Genomic DNA, 18,790 nt, shown 5'->3' on the forward strand with positions numbered 1-18,790 from the left:
CCAGCTGACCGAACCGCAAGGAAAAATTAAAAAATGGAATTTGTTCAGTTGACAGAGACACAACGCCAAGAATTCGAGGAGAACGGTTACCTCATCGTGCGTTCAGCAATCGACAGTGAAATGATTCAACGCTTAACCGAGACAGGTGACCGGCTCATGGAATCGTTTGAGTACCACGGCTACTACGCACATCGGCGAGACGGGTTGGTGCAAGAACCCGCATTCGCTGACCTTGCGACACAGTCGAAGGCAGTGCCATTGATCCTGCAACTGCTCGGTACAAATATCCACATCACGAACACCGCACTTATCCATAAACACCCACAAGCACCCGAAAAACCTGACAACCGCAATTGGCATCGAGATGTCGGTGTGCATCTGGACGTTGGGCACGCAGGGTGTCCGCGCGTCGGTTTGAAGGTAGGCTACTGCTTAACGGACTTCAGTGTGCCGAACTCGGGTGCGACGTGGTTTATCCGAAAGAGCCATAAACTGAGTAAACCGTTGGGTATCCTCGAGGGTGAAGTTGACCCACCTGTATATGACGAACCGCGCCTCCACGCAGGAGATGCGTTTCTGTTTGAAAGCCGTATCTATCATGCCGCGGGACTGAATTTCAGAGAGAATATCTCTAAAGTCGTCATCTACGGGTATCATTATCGCTGGATTAAGCCGGATTACTATCTGCGCTATTACAACGATAGCCTGCAACCGGATGAAACATTAACGGAAAACTTAGACGATCTCGGCAGGCAGTTTCTCGGTGCTTCCACGGATACACAGGGCAGGCGCGATCCGAACGGTGTCCACTGGGCGGGTTCAGAATGGGCAGCAGCGCATAATCTGAACTTGGAACAAGCCCCGCAGATCACCACGATTTGAGAAGAAGAAAACCAGAAGGACAGCGTCTTGATTGTCCTAAGTACATAGCCCATAACGAAGTGGAGGGCAGATTTTTGAGAAAAGAACATCAAACACCAAACCCACTTCATTTAACCGCAAGGAAAAATTAAAAGATGAAAGAAGTCAAGGTAGGTATTGTTGGTTGTGGTGGCATTGCTGGCGGTAAACATCTTCCGGGCCATAAAGGGGTCAAAGGTGTTTCGATTATCGCAGCGTGCGACATTGACGAAACCCGAGCGAAAGCATTCGCCAAAGAGCACGACATCCCGCACGTTTTCAGTGATTACGAGGAATTGGCAGCGATGGACGAGTTGGACGCCGTGAGCGTTTGCACGCCGAATAATTTCCACGCGGGTCCAACGATTGCAGCGTTGAAAGCGGGAAAACACGTTATCTGTGAAAAGCCGATCGCTGCTAATGCGATTGATGGACAAGCGATGGTGGATGCACAAAAAGCGAGCGGTAAAGTCCTACAGATCGGGTTACAATCTCGGTTCCGTGCTGAGGCACGCACCCTCCGCAAACTCTATGATGAAGGTTTCTTTGGAGACATCTACTATGCCCGTGCGATGTCAATGCGACGCCGTGGTGTCCCTGCCTCACCCTCTTTTCTCAGCAAAGCTATCGCGGGTGGCGGCCCACTGATTGATATCGGGGTGCATATCCTTGATGTGTTGCTCTGGATGATCGGCTGTCCGAAACCCATTGAGGCGTTCGGCGTGACGGCAACGAAGTTTGGGCATAAAGAGAATGTCATCAATCCGTGGGGGAAATGGGATCCTGAAGAATTTGAGGTGGAAGATTTCGCGATGGGCACCATCAACTTCGAAGGCGGCTTGACGGTGACTTTGGAAACGGCGTGGGCATCGCATATCGAGAACATCGGCGGGACGTTCTTCATGGGAGATTTAGCCGGGGCGACTTACGAACCGCTTCAGATTTACCTTGATAAAAAAGATGAGATGGTGAATTATACCCCGAAACTGCTCAAAGGATTACCGAGCGAATTTGAATCGTTCCACACGGCTGTTCGAGAGGGATTGCCGTCTCCTGTGCCCGCTGAAGAGGTGTTGAACATCGCGAAGATCTTCGATGCGCTTTACGAGTCCGCTCGAATAGGTCGTTCCGTCCCAATATTTTAAGCTTACCTTGCGGTTCGGTGAGGCAGGTTTGAACTTTGAAGTGCCTTTCCGTATATCCGCTTGCGCCGTTGTTGCAAGCTACGGGTTTGGTGCTAAAGAAACCCTCTCAACCGATAACCTTAACCCTGATAGCTTGCACGCACAACCGTTTTGATGCCGCCGCGGATGTTAAAATCACCGACGACTTCTGCCTTCCGCGGCTGGCAGGCTTCCACAAAATCCTCAAGCACCTTATTCACGACGTGCTCATGAAAGATACCGACATCTCGGTAGAAAAGGAAGTATTCCTTCAACGATTTTAGTTCAACGCAGTACTGGTTTGGCACGTAAGTGATACAGAGGGTTGCGAAATCCGGTAACCCGGTTTTAGGACATACCGCAGTGAACTCTAAGTTGGTCATCTCAATCGTGTAATCTCGGTGGCTATACTGATTTTCCCATGTCTCGATTTCAGGGGCTTCCAGTTGACGGATATGGGTTTGTAAATCATCATAGCCGATACTTTGGTTCATTTTTTAATTATACCTTGCGGATAAGCAATAGGATTTGGACTTTAACGGTTCTCGTGTTCGAGCTGAAGAAACGCCCAAGCAAAAACCCTTCCACTTCGTTTCAGGCTTGTTTTCTTGTAGATACAAGTTTCCAAATCCGTTGTGACGTGACCGAAAACCTGCAAGGACAATGGACGCAGCAGCCCGGGAGCCCATAGTTAAAAGACTACTTCAGGATTACCATCCGACGGGTGCGTTGGAAATCGCCCGCAGTAAATGTGTAGAAGTAGATGCCGCTTGCGACCTTCGTGCCATACTGGTCTCTCCCATCCCAGTACGCGGCTTTTTCTTGACTTCGATACCTGCCCGGTTCCTGTAACCCAATATTCAATTGACGGACAAGCCCACCACGGACATCGTAGATTTTGAGAGTAACTTCTGCTACCTCTGCAAGATCGTAGGGGAACCACGTCTCTGGGTTAAAAGGATTCGGATAATTCTGGAGAATTGTTGTCTGTTTGATAAACCCAAGCATCGAGAGCAAATGCGAAGATGGATCCACAGAGAAGGGGACATCCGCAGCACGGAAGCCGAGGTCAATTGGGTTAAAGATAAACGCGGAGCCAGAGTTATCACCGGCATTGTCGCTCCCTGAGGCACCGACGATAGCAAACGAGCCTTTGATCGCAACAGCGGCTCCAAACAGATCCGATCGGTTTGTGCCAGCGGCTTCAATTCGGCGCTTCTGTACCCAAGACAACCCGTCGCGTAAAAAGGAGTAAGCCGCCCCCCTGTCTATTAGTACGTTTGGATCATCATGCGGATCCTGCAGGGGATGGTTATCCTTCCATGCCCCGACGATTGCGGTATCTTCGTGAATTGCGACGGCTGAGCCGAATTCATCTCCAGCATCGCCATCGGAGGCGGTTAACTTTGCCTGTTGGACCCAAGCATCTCGTGTCTCCACAAAAACATAAGCGGCACCGAGGTCATTAAGACTTCGATCCTCTCTGGGGGAACCGATGATAGCAGCCCCGTTCGTTAAACTAATAGAGTAACCGAATCTGTCGCCGATACCAATATCATTGGGCAGAATCAGCAAATCTTGTATCCATGTGCCCCCATTGCGTGTAAAGAGATAGACGGCACCCGAATCGGGGCCCGCTGCGTCGCTCTCATGGGCACCGACGAGGATATTATCGTCATAGACAGAAACAGCAAAGCCAAACTGGTCGCCCGGCACAGCCCCTGGGTGCACGAGTTTCGCCTGTTGTGTCCAAGAGGCTCCGTTTCGGATAAAGACATAAGCGGCCCCCGAATCCGTGCCAACCTCATCCTTTCCATAGGCACCGACGACAGCAGTATCTCCATGTACCGCAACAGCAGATCCGAACTGATCAAAGATTCCGATGTCGCTACCGATTAATCGCGCCTGTTGAATCCATTCATCGCCGACCTGCACGAAAATGTATGCCGCGCCAGCCTCCGGTCCTGCCTCATCGACCCCAGGTGCGCCAACAAGGACGGTTGTGCCATCCATTGCGACAGCATTCCCGAACATATCGCCCGCCTTTGCGTCGTCGGTCGTAAGTTTCTTGCGTTGCAGCCAGAGTGTGCCAGCGCGCTCAAAGACGTACACTGCTCCCGCGTTCGGTGCGATGTCATCATCCTGCTGTGCGCCAGAGATAGCGAAGTTGCCGCTGATAGCAACAGATATTCCGAATTGATCTTCTGAAGCGGTCTCACCATCACTGAGCTTACCGCTCTCTACCCACGATCCATCTTCTCTTTGTTCAAAGATATACGCGGCACCGGAGGACAACCCACCCGCATCTTGCAGTGGCGCGCCGGCGATCACTTCATTCTCACCGATTGCGACAGCGAATCCGAGCTGGTCGCCAGCCTCTCTGTCCCCCGCGACTAACTTTGTGTGTTGATTCCAAAATGGCGGTTCATTTTGCGTAAAGACATAAGCGGCACCGGTGACATCGTCACCAACATTACCTCCTGTCGCGCCAATAACAGCGGTTTCCCCTTTGATGTCTACAGAAACACCGAAAGTGCTCGCGCCATCAGGGTCGATGGGAATCATGCGAAAACGAACGCGGTTCCTTTTTTGCTCCCACTCGGTCCCTTCACGCCTATAGATGTAAGCAGCACCAGTCCCTTTGTTTTTAGGTGAGGCCACAATGGCGAAATCCCCATCAACATCGACTGCGTATCCAAATCTATCTTCCGCTTCGGTGTTGTTTCCAATGAGTTTCGCTTGGGGTAGCCATCCGAATTGGTTCCGGACGAACACATAAGCAGCACCGGCATCCTGCCCAGCTTCATCATCACGAGTTGCCCCAATAATAGCGGTATCTCCATCGATTCCAATGGAAAAACCGAAGTATGCGAAGTTAGATGCATCCGGTGCAGTGAGTTTGGCTGTCTGATTCCAAGTCTCTCCGTTCCTCTCAAAAACGTAGACAGACCCGCCATCCGCCAAAGGTTCGTTTGTCCGGTGGGATCCCACGAGAACGGTATCTTCATCAATCGCCACCGAGATACCGAAATAGTCCCCACGTGTCTCCTCAGGCGAGAGGAGTTTGGCTTGCTCTATCCATTCAGTCCCTTGTCGTCTAAAGACATAAGCGGCACCTGAGTTCCTTCCGACTCCATCGTTCATCGGGGCACCAGCGACGAGGTAATCGCCACTCATCGCGAGTGCTGTGCCGAATCGGTCTCCCGCCTCGGCATCGCTGGCGAACAATTTTTCATGTTGAACCCATCCGGTTTCGGTGCGCAAAAAGACCTGAAGCGAGCCCGTGTCCCTGCCGAAGTCGGTATCGTCATTTGGAACCCCCACTACTGCGTAATCACCGCTAATACCGACACTCGCACCGAAACGATCCTGGATTACAGCAGCACTCGTGTTGAGTTGCACTCGGTCAGCACTGCTTTGCACAATCAACCCAATTCCGAAGAATAGGGTTAGCATGGTTATTTGTAATTTTCTCAATTCTCTTCCCCCGCTATTAGACATTACCTGATGCACTGAACCGACAAAACAGGCGTGAGTTAAGGTGAACTGTTTTGATTGGTAACGTTTTTCTTGAATTCTGTTGTAATGAACCTTCCTTGTCCTTAATTTTAGTGACACAATTTATAGCCCAAAAGGGTGCATAATTCTGGGAAAATCGTAAAAATCTGGGTTTTACCCCCAAAATTGAACTCACCACCTCATTTGTCGAACACTCCTATCCGTGAACGCCCAATGTTACGCCGATATACTGAGGCTACAGATTGTCTTTGCTTTATCATCACCGTACCATAAAGCCGTGCCATCCCAAGTAAGTCCATGTGGTTCGCTTGGACATGCGATTTTATTAAGCACCTCACCGGATTCGGGGTGGATTCGGTAAACAATATGGTCGTTCGTATCGGCGTTCCAAAGTGCCTCACCATCCCACGCCAATCCGTGTGCGCGACCCCCTGGTGTCTGAAATTCAGCAAGGATTTCGCCAGTCTCAGGGCACTGTTTGATGAACCGGCTCGTGTTCATGTCAACACTCCAGAGATGCTCGCCATCATAAGCCAATCCGTGTGGTCCTTCCCCAGGCGATGAAAATGTTGTAACGACTTCCAGTTCAGGAATTGTGAGTTTGTAGAAAGTTTGTTGCCATATACTATTATACCAGAGATGCTCACCGTCCCATTCTATGCCAGAACTGCCGGGGTAGGGAGGCGTAAGCGTTAGTTCAACTTCGCCGGTTTCAGAGTGGATCTTGTGGATAGGTCCAACCCCTTCAACACTCCAGAGCGATGTTCCTTGCCATGCGAGTCCATTTGTGCCAGCCCCGGGGGCTGGGATTTGATGTCCAGTTGTCTCACGCATTTTTGTCATCTCTCCCTTTTATAGTTGTCAACCGAAGACTCCCTAAACTGCTTCGGTGAGTGCGTCCTGAATTTCAGTGATAACCCCTTGATCGGTTTCAACAGTGAGTCGCGTTTGCAATACCCGCTTGGCGGTTTTGCCTCCGATTTTTCCCAACGCCCAAGCAGCATGACCGCGGATTAAAGGTTCGTGATCCGCTAATGCGCCTTCCAGTGCCGGAACAGCACGCCGTGCGCCCCAATTACCGATGGCAACAAGGACATTTCGCAAGAACCCTCGACGTTTCGCACGTTTGATTGGACTCCCTTTGAATCGTTGACTAAATTCCTGTTGCGTCATACCAACAAGCGAGAGTAACTCGGGAGCGAGGTTTCCATCGCGCGGCTGAAATGCCCGTTCGGTTGTCGGCACCGCCTTACTGTTCCAGGGACAGACTTCTTGGCAGATGTCGCAGCCAAAAATTAAATTCCCGACCTTGGGGCGCAGTGCCTTCGGTATACTCCCCTTCAACTCGATTGTCAGATAAGAGATACAGAGCCGAGCATCGAGCAGATTCGGTTCAACAATTGCGTCCGTTGGGCACGCTTCAATACAACGCGTACAAGTGCCACAACTTCCACGCAGATCCGGCAGGTTGTATTCGAAGGCAACATCAATGAGGACCTCCGCCAGAAAATACCAAGAACCGGAACGCCAATGAATCAAGTTCGTATTTTTACCGATCCATCCGATGCCTGCTTTCTGTGCGTACTCCCTTTCAATAATAGGCGCGGTATCAACACATACGCGGGTTCGTAATTCAGTTTCAGCCGTCTGTTTAATAAAAGTAACAAGTTTTAAAAGGCGTTCACGAATAAGTTCGTGATAATCATCACCCCACGCGTAGCGGGAGATCTGGCCCCGTCCGGGATCTTGTGTCAGTGCCTCTGATGGATCAAGTGTATAATAATTCATGGCGAGACTAATAACAGATTTCGCCTCTGCCAACAATCGCCGGACATCTGTCTTAAGCGGGAGATGCTTTTCAAGATAACGCATCTCCCCGGCGTACCCGCTTTCTATCCACTGCTGATACCGTGTGATCGTTTCACTGTGCGCTGCGGGTGTAATTCCGACGAGTTCAAATCCAAGTTCGTTGGCGCGCGCATGAATTTGCTTTTTAATTTTTCCTTGCGGATTTTTAATTTTTCCTTGCGGATCGGTGAGGTGAGTTTGGATTTTCAAGCACCTCTCCGTATATCCGCCCTCCGCTACGCTTACGGGCTACAGGTTTGGGTTAGTCAAGCAGAATAAATTAAAAAGTTCCGCGTGGATAGGATCCGAGAACATTGACGTTCCGACACAATTCCTCAAGTTGCTCAATCGCGATGATGACGCGTTCTTCAGCAATATGCCCTTCCATCTCAGTAAAGAAGATATATTCCCAGGGTTTGGCTCGGGACGGCAAAGATTCTAAATAACTCAGATTCAATTGTGCCTGTTCTAAAATACCCAAGGCTTGGTGTAGTGCGCCAACCTTGTCCGGAATTGCGAAAAACAGGGCAGTCCGATCATGTCCGCTCGGATCTGGAATATGCTTTCCGATGACAAAGAAGCGGGTTGTGTTATCAGGTTCATCCATAATCGAGTTTGCGATGATTGGAACCTCATAAAGTTCACTTGCGAGTTCACTTGCAATGGCAGCTGCTGACGGCTCTTGCGCGGCGCGCTGTGCTGCCTCCGATGTACTCACAACCTCGATCTGCTCAGCACCACTGAGATGCTGCCTTAACCATGTCTTACATTGTGCGAAAGGTTGTGGATGTGAATAGATACACCGAACTTCCGCGAGCGGTGACCTTGATAAAAGGTGCTGTTTTATCGGTTGGAATGTCTCTGCACAAATCCACAACGGTGTCCGTTGAAAGCGTTCTAAAACATCACGAACAGTGCCGTGCGCTGAATTTTCAATAGCCACCACCCCGTAGTCCGCCCTCCCCGCTTCAACCTCAGTAAAAATTTCAACCTGTGGGTGAACAGGGATAAACTCAGTTGATGTACCGAAATGAGAGAGAGCCGCCAAGTGCCCGAAACTGCCAACCGGTCCGAGGAACGCCACTCTCTCCAGATCTTGCAAGGAACGGGACGCAGATAAAATCTCGGTCCAGATCGTTTCAAGTGCGGCTTCAGGGAACTTCCCCTGATTCCGTTTCTTCAAACGTTCAATAATCTGCTTCTGCCGATGCGGAACATAGACCTCCGCAATGCCTGTTTCAGCCTTCACGGCACCGACCCGCTTGGAAATCTCAGCGCGCTTCTGTAGCAATCCTAAAATTTGGTCGTCAATCTCGTTAATCTGGTCTCGGTACTTTGTTAAATCCAATTTTTAAATTTTCCTTATGGATAGATATCGCGATCTGTGCAATAACGGTTTCCGTGTTCGAGGCGCCCGCGCCGATGTTGCGGGCTTGTGCCTTCTCACAGATATTACAAAACCCGCCCTCCATTACATGACGGGCTATATGAACAAAATTTATCAATCATCAGTTATCAGTTATCAGTCACGAGAGGTAACTTCTAACCGAAAACTGACGACTGACCGTTATTCAGTTAGCTATCCAATTTCTTCATAGCTGCAATCATTTCCTCGTCTGAGGGGTTATTTTTCACCATTTCAGTAAAGGCCTCAGCACTTATCTCGTGTTCCTCCAGGAACATCTTATCCTGCGGTCACGGGTAGATATACTCACCGAGGATCCCCTGCAGTTTTGCATTGGCTTTATCACTGATTCTGGCTAACCATGGTATATCTCCAATAATCATGTCTCGGTGCCGTGGTTTCCAATCGAGAGCCATCTGTTTCACCTCCTTTAATAGTTTTCAGTAAATCAACGGTATGAATGCCGTATGGCATTCCCCGGGGTTGCTACGCAACCCTTTTAGTTATCGCCAATAACTATTCAGCCAGTTGACGTAAAGTTTCCTCCAAAAGCCGCTGATACCGTCCATATTCTGTCCAATTACCAGCACGTAGTGCATCCTGGCCTGCATTGAAATAACGGTTCGCCTGTTCAATGAGTCCTGGCAATGAGGTCTGGTCTGTGCTAATATCGGTTCCCACGTCAATGTCGTCAGTTGTTTCTGTTGCAGCGGTGGTTTGGAACCCTGTTCCCTGTCCGAACATCTTGACGAGTGCCTCCTCAAGAGTTTCACCCCATACGACTTCGTTCCCGTATCCGATGACGACGCGCCGTAATTCAGGAATAGCGGTTTTTTCATCTTCGGATTGTATATAGATAGGCTCAACATAAAGCAGAGAGTTATTCATCGGCAGAATCAACAGATTTCCACGTAAGACGCGGGACCCCTGCGTATTCCAGAGGCTAATCTGCTGTGAAATTTCTGGTTCTTGGCTAATAAAATTCTCCACCTGCATCGGTCCAGCGATCTGTTTCCCTTTCGGGAACCGGTAAACAAGGAGCTGCCCATATTGGGGCAAATCACATCGGGCAGCGAGCCATGCAGTAAGATTCGGTTTGTTGAGCGGTGTGAACGGCAACATTAACATGAATTCCGATTGCTCCTGCCCCGGCAGTCTGATAACGACATAATAGGGTTCAACGGGTTGCCCATTTGCCCCGGAACTTTGGGGGACCTGCTGCGGTGCGAAAGGACTCCTCGGTTGCGGAGGCGCGGAAGCCTGTCGCGTTTGGGCATCTGTATTGTCATAAAGCTCCCTGCCGATCTCCCATTTATCTTCACCTGCGTAGAAGGTTACGGGATCTTTCATGTGGTAATCCTGATAAACGCGGGCTTGGATAAGGAACATGGAGGTCGGGTATCGGATATGCGCCTTTAGCTCCTCCGGCATCTCCTCAAACGACTTGAAAAGGTTCGGGAAAATCCGTCGATAACATTCTGCGATTGGATCCTGCTCCCGCTCCATAACGTAAAAATCGACAGTGCCATCGTAAGCATCAACGACGACTTTAACAGAGTTTCGGATGTAGTTCCCCCACGGTTCAGCGTTTTGCTGTGTATCAGCAATTTGCCGCCTTCTCTCGCTGACGAATTCTCGCATGGAAACGGAATAAGGGTACCGGTGCGTGATCGTATAGGCATCAATCATCCAAACCAATCTACCGTTATGGATAATAATGTAAGGGTCTCCGTCGTATCGTAAGAAGGGTGCGATTTTTTGGATCCGGTTTTTGATGTTTCGTTCGTAGAGGATCCGACTTGTCGGTGAAATTTCACCGGGTAGCACGAAGTTAATTTCGTTATCGAACTTAAGCATGTATACCATTTTACGCCAGAAAGAGTTCAGTTGGACCCCGCCCTTTCCTTGATAGGCGTATTCGGCGTATTGTTGACCTTCCTGCGGATAGTCAAACTCAAGTCCTTGACTGCGTTCCGGATGAACGATGACATAGCGATCCGTGCGTTCACCATAATAGATACGGGGTCCCGGTGTTTCGGTGAACCGATGTTGCCACTGCTCGTCATAGTCAATTGGTGGCAATCCCTGAATGTACATGTTAGGTTTGCCATTATCAATTTCGTTGACGGGACTCACAACGGCACCGTAGCCGTGCGTGTAGGTATAGGTCTGCTTATACCAGTCATTTCTAATTTCGATTGGGAGTTCGTTGATATTGAGTTCCCGTCCAGAGAGCATTACCTGCCGAATCTCACCATCGACGACATAGCGATCGATATCGACATCGTTAAAATCATACTGTGTCCGCAATTCTTGGAGTTGTCGGAAAGTTCTGCGCAAGGGTCGCCAATCCCAGAGACGAATGCTATTGAAAACAGAAGCGTTTTCGGGACTTCTTATATCATCATAACTGAGTTGCTCTGTCAACGGGTATTCTTCTTCCGTCACAGTATTCTCAGCCAAACCATACGCCTGTAGCGTTGCTTTGATGTTGTAGTTGATATAGTCCGCCTCTAACACCTGTTTTCTGGGTTCAACCTGCCATCTCTGTATAGCGACCGGATAGACCTGTCCAAGGAATCCGGCAATCAGAAACACGGCGAATCCACCAAAAGCGAGGGTGTTGCGTTTTAAGAAGATACTAATGATGAAAATGATGGCACACAGGATTGTCAGTCCAATCAAGAAATATAAAATAGGAAGTCGCGCCTTCATTGCGGCGTATCCACCACCCCCTCGGACGACATCGTTTGTCGTGTAGAGGAGGTCAAACATAGCAAACCGGTAGTTCCATGCTCGGAAGAGGAGTGTCAACCCCACAAGCGTGAACAAATGTGCTTTCACATTGAAAGGTGGACGGAACCGAAACTGACTGGTATCTCCCGTGATTAGCCCGTGAAAAAAGTAGATGACGATCGCAAATATCGTCACCAACATAAAGATACCGAAAAGCGTTCCGCACACATAGCGTTCCGCCGGCATTCTGAAAACGTAATAGGCGACATCCTTATCAAAGATAGGATCGCGCGCGGGAGATGTCAAGAATGCTTTCTGTCCGGGTTCAATTTGAACAGGCGTATTCAAACGGATAGCATCATTCAAAATAGCTTCAACCCGTGCGTCCTGATTTGTCCCGTTTACCTGTAAGCTTATCTGATCTCCGACCCTTATATTTTTCGCTTGGAGTTCGAGTTGCGAGACAGGAATTTCGGCAGAATTGAGACTTTCTTCTACAACAATAGGCGTAGCGGCAGGGAAAGTGAGACTCTCAGCATTGGCATAGCGTAGATAGATTTCCCACCGGTCGCTGGCTGCGTAGCCCATCATGATACTAAAAAGGACGGCAAGCAGTGTGAGTGCCCCGTAAATCATTTTTCGCGTATCACCGGGATTTTCTGCGCCGCCCCCCATGAAATCCGCACCGCCCATAAAAGCCGGACTGAGATGTGCGGGTGTGAACCGATAGATTAAGGCAATGTTGGTTAGCAGGATCGCTAAATAGCAAACGCCAACAATTGCACCGATCCAGATTTTTGTTGTGAGAATTTTAGTGTAAACGCTGAAATAGTTCACTACCTCAAACCATAGGAAGTCGGGATAAAGGTTAACCCAGATGGCACCTAATCCGCCAACGACAGCGAGAATAGCGACAGTGATAATAAAGCGTTTGGTTCGTGAATCCATTTTTTAATTATTCCTTGCGGTTCGATGAGGTAGGTTGAATAACCAACGAGCCTCTCCGTAGATCCGCCCTCCATTATATTACGGGCTGCTGAGATCGAGCAAGAACCTGTGCGTAAATGTAGCGGAGCCCAGGTGCCCATAGTTTAAAATATCCGCCTGCGTGTTTTTGTGTATTGTTGCAGGCTACAATTCAGGTTTCCGACAACGGAGGAAAGCAACCAGCGTTAAACAGCTTAAAAAGCTTGCCCGAGTCCGAGATGGTACTTCATACCGGGTTCAACGCTCGTCAGATCCGTATGCCATGCTGCTGCGAAGTCTACTGAAAATACACCGAGTTGCAAACGCAGTCCAGCCCCGATTGAGGCTTTAACGTCCTTAAGGTGAATACGATTTTTATCGCGAACAAATATCTGGAAGGGATTCTCCGGTCCATATTGCCAATCCGACCAAGCCCCTCCCAAATCTGCGAAGGCAATTCCGCGTATCCCGCCAATCGTCCATTGGACGGGCCATCCGAAATGAAGCACATCTATGAACGGAATACGGACCTCGAAGTTAAGGAGTCCGATGCGTGTTCCGACTAACTCCTCATAATTATAGCCGCGTAGTGTATCAATCCCACCGAGATAAAAATAGGATCTATCACCCCCGAAACTACCACCGAGCAGTAACCGTGCTGCAAAGGTAGAACGTCTGCTGAACCCGAAATAGCGTCGGGCATCAAAAATAACATTTGTGAGTGACAATTCACTACCGAGTGCGGGGAAGGATTGCTCAAGTTCAATACGATACCGCGAACCTGTATACGGTGCCCACTCCCGCCACATCGTTGTATCTCCAACAAATGCAACGGACCCCATCGTGAGCAAGCCTCTATCGTCAAATGGATCCAAAGGTTCGCGCGTTTGGAAGTTGAAAGAGAACGGCTTCGAGTACATTGAGAACGCAAAGTCAAGTCGATGGTATCTGTCAAACGGATAATTGAGGTATGCGCCGAGTCCAGTAATCCGCTGCAGAATGCCGCGTCTTCTCTGTATACCCCCCAAGATATGGTATTCATGGTAGTTATAAATCATTGCCCCAACATCCGTTCGGTGTGTCAAAAAACCGTATTGTGCGATAAAATCCGGTGTCAGGTAGCTGGATTGGTTCATGACGCTAAGCCCGATACGATGGTTCCCTAACATGTCGCTGCCAACGACCTGGACCGTACTTCTCAGGATGCCATCCGCCCCGAAACTGAAATCCGGGAAGATCGCATCTAAAGCAAAAGAGGAGCTTGTGCTATATTTTCGTCTGGCAATCCTATAATTTTCTGGTTCTTCTTCCGTTAAAATTGCGGAGGGTTCTGCCACGCTCGAAACCTCGATTTTTTCCGCAATCGCTTTGGTAATCTCCATGATACAGACATCGTATTTTCCATTCTGGTAGGCACTAAACAGCAGATGTTTACCATCGGGAGCCAAACTTGGATTGAAACAACCTGTCATCATATTGGTAAGGCGCGTCAACTCAAGTTCCACAGGTCGAGAACCCACAGGTTCTACACTATCGTCTTCAGCAGAGACGACGGAATGGCTATCAGCGGAATCGTTATCGGTTTCCATGTTTGCCTCGCTGTGAGCGTTATCAGTTGAGGGATCTTCTGATTTAACCGAACCCTCTTTTAACTGATCACTGTTAACCGATGACGGATGACTCATTTCAAGTTTGTGTATATCGTAAATGCCCTGCCGATCTGAACAGAAAAGGATTGATTTTCCATCGGGTGTCCAACTTGGGCTGATGGCGTTATAGGTGCCATCGGTCAGCAGGCGTTCTGTCCCTTGATTGCGGTTTATCAGCACCAGTCTATTTTTCGCGCCTCGTTCGGAAGTGTAGACGATTTCGCCAGTTATTGGATGCCACGATGGATGTGTATCGTTAAATGGGTCGAAGGTAAGTCTGTCCACTTCACCCGTCAACAATTCGATTATATAGAGATCCGACTGCCCCTCTTTTAGGGCAGAAAAGATTATCCGTTCACCGCTGCCATCGTAGTCGGGTGAAATGACGTTATCGAAATCTAACTCGAAGTATTGGGTCAGTTCCTCAGTCAAAATATTGACTTCAAGGAGGTAATTTGCATCGTGATGTTTGGCGATGAATGCGATCCTGTCGCCATCAGGTGCCCAGGCGAGACTTCTCCCAAATCCACCGAAATCGGTTCGGATTTCCTCGTATTTCTCACGGAAAAACCGCTTGGTGACGCGTTCGATGCGCTTACCTGTCTTTGCGGACATCAGGACGATTTCCAGAAACCCTTCGTTTCCTGTGACGTAAGCGATAATATCGCCGCTTGGCGACCAGACAGGTTTAATGTTATGGGAGTATCGAGATTCCTCGGTAAGGTTCTTTGCGACCAGATCGGGCAATTCCCGATCCTCAATGAGGGGCCAGTAGCGTTTGCGGACTGTCTGCCGCCACGCTTTATCAAATTCCTCGAGTTCTACGCCGAGTACCTCTTGGAAAACACGGTTGATGTCCTTTGTGCGACTTTGGCGTAACCCCTGCAAAATCTCAGCGATTTTCTCTCGTCCATACGTTTCTGTGAGATACGCCACCGCTAATTGCCCTAACTTATATCCAATGTAAGGTGAACTGAGTCGGTTGAAATTGTGAAGTTGCGGTAGTGGCACGATATTGTTATTCATGCTGGCATCTCGGACGACCATCTCTCCAATCGCATCATTGTCTTCTGCAAAATAGTCCGCCATTCCCTCCATAAACCAAATTGGCGGGGAATACAGGAACTCGCCGCTATAGATACGGGCATGTGGTTTCTGGTAGATAATATCGTATTGAAAAATATGAATGAGCTCGTGAAAAATTACCTCTCGAAACGCTTCCAAGGATCCGGTGAACGGTATAACGATACGGTGTTTAAATAGCTCAGCGAAACCGCCAATCCCTTCGTGCAGTTCCTGGAGAATTATGTTGGTTTCCTGAAAGTCTTTATGGGATTTGTAAAGGATGAGGGGGGTCCTGCCTTGCAGCTCATGTTCAAAATCTTCGCTGTGCTTTTCGTAAGCTTCTTCGGCAATAGCCGCCATAATAGGCACGAGTTTCGCTTCACTTGGATAATAGTGGATGTCGAAATGCTCTGTCCGGTGAATGTGCCAATCGAAACGTTGTCCGGTAATTTTGTTTTTCCCAAAACTTTGCGACCACGCAACGCAAGGTGATAACAAGCTCAGAACAACGAGTATCAACAGGGCATGCCTGCCTACCCATCCTTTTTTCCTGCCTTCCACTTCTACCGATGCAGTTCTGTTTTTATCGTCCTTCACACTATTCACCTTTTTTATAGTTATCAGTTGTCAGTACGCTCACTACGTTCGCTTTCAGTTTTCAGTTAAGAGGTTTTCGTTTAATAAAGGTTTCCGCTTGTAGCTGATAACCGATAACTGACGACTAATTGACTAAATATCTATCTTCGCTCTCATAATGTGGAGAGATTTGGCGCGTAAATTCTGATACGGCACGTTTACCGAGTTCCCGAATCGTATTCGCTTGCGGTCCAACCTGTGAGAAAATGAACGATCCGATGGTATGTGCCTCAGCGGTGCTCCTCCGGTAGGACTCATCCCAGACGACCTGTCCGGTTTCAACATCAACAATCATTACACGGAGTGAGAGTAGATAGGTTTTCTGCATGTAATCCTGATAATCCAAGACGTAACGTTGGCGTCTCACGGAGTAGCGTTCTCCATAATAACGCCTTGGACGACTATCGGAATAAAATCGGAAACTCCCGATGATAACCGCTTTTACCTCAAAGTACTCACCGAGCTGACGCAAGTGTTTCATATCCGTCAGCCAATCTTCTTCAACGGTTTCCCCAGTGAGCATTCTCGCCGTTTCTTGTGAGCTGACGACCTCGAAATGTTTTTGGCGTGCTAAACCTCTTCGGAGTATTGAAGCGATCTCCTCACCAACCTCTGGCGGCAGTTTTTCGTTCCGTTCCACCTGTTTCTCGCTGACAAACGGTAAAACGGCAAAGTTGGAGTAGCGGGTGATGTCGATTTCAGATTGGACCTTGACCGGAATAGAGACGCGCGTCACAGCACTGCTACATCCGAAAATCGTCAACATACCTAATAGGATCCCTATCCCTTTCGCTATCTGCATCCTGTGTATCCTCGTCCAGTAGGTGGGGCGGTTCTTCTAACTGGGGTGCATCTTTATCGTCCCCTCCACTTCGCCGGAGGTGTATCCGGCACCGCCGATAGTTGAGTCTGTAGTATTTATTATTGGGTTCTAATTCGGCTGCGCGCTCATACGCCGCAATCGCCTCTTCCATATTTCCGAGTGCCTCGTAAGCGACACCGAGGTTATTATGTGCTTTAGAATCCCCTGGATCGATACTAATCACCTGCTTCCACCGGAAGACGGCTTCATTCCAGAGCTGCGCTTGCGCTGCCTTGATTGCGAATCGATTGTAAGCTTCGGTTCGCGTAACATCTCGCGATATTATAGCACATCCGGATAGCATCAAGCAGAGAAGAATAGCGATAGACGCGAGTTGACTGTATCTTAACACGGTTACCATCCTAAGATTTTGCGATATTTGGTTTGCAAACCACCATCGTATATATTACACCGTATCCGCCTTTTGCGTCAAGGGAAAAATGAGCATCTGACAATTTTCCAGTTGCATACTGTCTACTGATGTGATATACTATCTGAACCTGTTTGAGGAGCACTACCATGAATCGGAACCCATTCTGTTTCTGCCACCCTTCCACCATGGTAGGTGGATATAGGACTGGGGCTGGGAGATCTGAAATAGATAGTAAAAGTGATCTAAGCGCGAATGTTGCAAAATGGAGTTTTTATGGTACAATCCAGACGACTTTTTACTTTGGAGTTAGCATCGTTTGATCAACTTGTGATAGAGCCCAATTTACTTAAACTCCGCAGTGAATTTGGAATGAGGCAGTATCAACTTTCAGAGAGCCTGTTGATTCGGAAAAACCAGAGTGCAGTTGGAAGTTGGGTGCTTGCAAATTTTAAAGACAAGAAGATCTATTATATTGACAGAACAAATGACCAGGAAGTAGAAGTGTTAGAAGCACGTTGGCAGCCAAGAAATCTGACAAATAATCCCAATGAACAAACTTATGGAACCCATGAAGGTTTTATTGACTGGCTAAAATTGTGCAGCCTAGCGGAATCTGATCTGGAGTATCTAAAACGCACTGATTTGTCCCCACAACAACTTGACGTTGAAATTGCGCACGCGCCTCTGTTGGAGGCTTACAAACTATTGCAAGAGATTCTTACATCTCCACGCGAATGGCTTATTGGTTTATCAGAAAACGATGTTCAACAAATTAGGAAATGCTTAGAGCAGTGGTATATAATAGAAACGAAAATTAATACTATTGAGCAAGATACTGATAGACAGAGCTATATGGATATTTTACAGGAGATTTTTCTATTCTCCAATGAAGTTAAGAAATACCTGGGGCAAGTTGCAGTTTATTTACAATCAAAGAAATCGGAACAATTTGAAGCCAAGGTGAATACAACTGTTACTGAAGCTGTGGAAAACCTTAAGGAGACGACGGATGAATTGCAAAAGCACCGCGAAGAAGCAAAGCAGAATGAAGCCGTGAGGGAAAACGAATTTGCTGAACTGAAAAGCAAAATGCAGGATGAACTCGCGAAGGAGACAGTTTCAAAACATAAGGCAATCTTTGCCAAACAAGCTGAAGAACATCATAAGGCATCACGGAATTGGCTTTGGGCAACAAGTGGACTGGTTGTTGCGTTCGGTGCTATTTTCTATTGGTTGTTTTCGGTCTTAAAACTTGATGGAACTGAGTGGATAGGGGTTTTGCAAAATGTTTTTACGAAAGGATTCTTACTTACCTTAATTTACCTTGTGCTCAATCGTTCCATTAAGAATTATACCGCTCATAAACATTTAGAGGTTGTCAACCAGCATCGACAGAACGCTTTGGACACCTTCGATGACTTTGTTGAATCAGCAGGGGAGAACCAAGAAACGCGGGATGCAGTATTATTGGCCGCGACGAATGCAATTTTTGATGCAAATCAGAGTGGTTATTTACCAACGAAAACAAAGGGAACTGACAACGCCAATCCGATCCAACCAGTAGTTAGAACCTTTCTCTCCGGTTCATCATCGACAAAACCTGAAAATTAATTGGATTAATCATGGACATATCCATATCACGAAGCGAACTTCCCACCGTTTCTGCCC

Annotated in this window: 12 protein-coding genes; 3 read left to right on the forward strand and 9 right to left on the reverse strand. The window is 48.2% G+C overall.

What is annotated here, in order from left to right:
• The first annotated feature begins 33 nt into the window (after positions 1-33).
• Together F4X88_09310 and F4X88_09315 are read left to right on the forward strand one after the other, a co-directional pair.
• Entirely contained in the window at positions 34-882 is an 849-nt protein-coding gene (locus F4X88_09310) for a phytanoyl-CoA dioxygenase family protein (GenBank protein MYA56479.1), read from the forward strand.
• 134 nt (positions 883-1,016) lie between these two features.
• Entirely contained in the window at positions 1,017-2,045 is a 1,029-nt protein-coding gene (locus F4X88_09315) for a Gfo/Idh/MocA family oxidoreductase (GenBank protein MYA56480.1), read from the forward strand.
• A 119-nt stretch (positions 2,046-2,164) separates the two neighbouring features.
• On the opposite strand, the gene queF is transcribed toward F4X88_09315, so the two are convergent.
• The 9 genes from queF to F4X88_09360 form a co-directional block, all read right to left on the reverse strand.
• The gene (queF, locus tag F4X88_09320; protein ID MYA56481.1) at positions 2,165-2,557 is read right to left on the reverse strand and encodes an NADPH-dependent 7-cyano-7-deazaguanine reductase QueF; all 393 of its coding nucleotides are present in this window, start codon (positions 2,555-2,557) and stop codon (positions 2,165-2,167) included.
• A 205-nt stretch (positions 2,558-2,762) separates the two neighbouring features.
• Positions 2,763-5,564, reverse strand: coding sequence for a T9SS type A sorting domain-containing protein (locus F4X88_09325; protein ID MYA56482.1), 2,802 nt, complete (start codon positions 5,562-5,564; stop codon positions 2,763-2,765).
• Between the two features lie 234 nt (positions 5,565-5,798).
• Positions 5,799-6,416, reverse strand: a complete 618-nt coding sequence (locus F4X88_09330) for a hypothetical protein (GenBank protein ID MYA56483.1) — start codon at positions 6,414-6,416, stop codon at positions 5,799-5,801.
• Between the two features lie 42 nt (positions 6,417-6,458).
• A complete protein-coding gene (gene queG / locus F4X88_09335) occupies positions 6,459-7,640 on the reverse strand; it encodes a tRNA epoxyqueuosine(34) reductase QueG (protein ID MYA56484.1) in 1,182 nt (393 codons plus the stop codon).
• Between the two features lie 70 nt (positions 7,641-7,710).
• Complete coding sequence (pheA, locus tag F4X88_09340) at positions 7,711-8,778, reverse strand: prephenate dehydratase (protein ID MYA56485.1); 1,068 nt, start codon at positions 8,776-8,778, stop codon at positions 7,711-7,713.
• A 573-nt stretch (positions 8,779-9,351) separates the two neighbouring features.
• Entirely contained in the window at positions 9,352-12,519 is a 3,168-nt protein-coding gene (locus F4X88_09345) for a UPF0182 family protein (protein MYA56486.1), read from the reverse strand.
• Between the two features lie 233 nt (positions 12,520-12,752).
• The gene (locus tag F4X88_09350; GenBank protein ID MYA56487.1) at positions 12,753-15,848 is read right to left on the reverse strand and encodes a BamA/TamA family outer membrane protein; all 3,096 of its coding nucleotides are present in this window, start codon (positions 15,846-15,848) and stop codon (positions 12,753-12,755) included.
• A 124-nt stretch (positions 15,849-15,972) separates the two neighbouring features.
• Positions 15,973-16,689, reverse strand: coding sequence for a hypothetical protein (locus tag F4X88_09355; protein MYA56488.1), 717 nt, complete (start codon positions 16,687-16,689; stop codon positions 15,973-15,975).
• Positions 16,631-17,110, reverse strand: a complete 480-nt coding sequence (locus F4X88_09360; GenBank protein MYA56489.1) for a tetratricopeptide repeat protein — start codon at positions 17,108-17,110, stop codon at positions 16,631-16,633. Before F4X88_09360 ends, F4X88_09355 begins: the two co-directional genes overlap by 59 nt.
• A 285-nt stretch (positions 17,111-17,395) precedes the next feature.
• On the opposite strand from F4X88_09360, the gene F4X88_09365 reads away from it, so the two are divergent.
• Positions 17,396-18,733 (forward strand): hypothetical protein, encoded by a 1,338-nt coding sequence (locus F4X88_09365; protein ID MYA56490.1) that lies wholly within the window; start codon positions 17,396-17,398, stop codon positions 18,731-18,733.
• Positions 18,734-18,790 lie beyond the last annotated feature (57 nt).

The sequence above is a fragment of the Candidatus Poribacteria bacterium genome, from assembly GCA_009839745.1.
Lineage (GTDB): Bacteria > Poribacteria > WGA-4E > WGA-4E > WGA-3G > WGA-3G.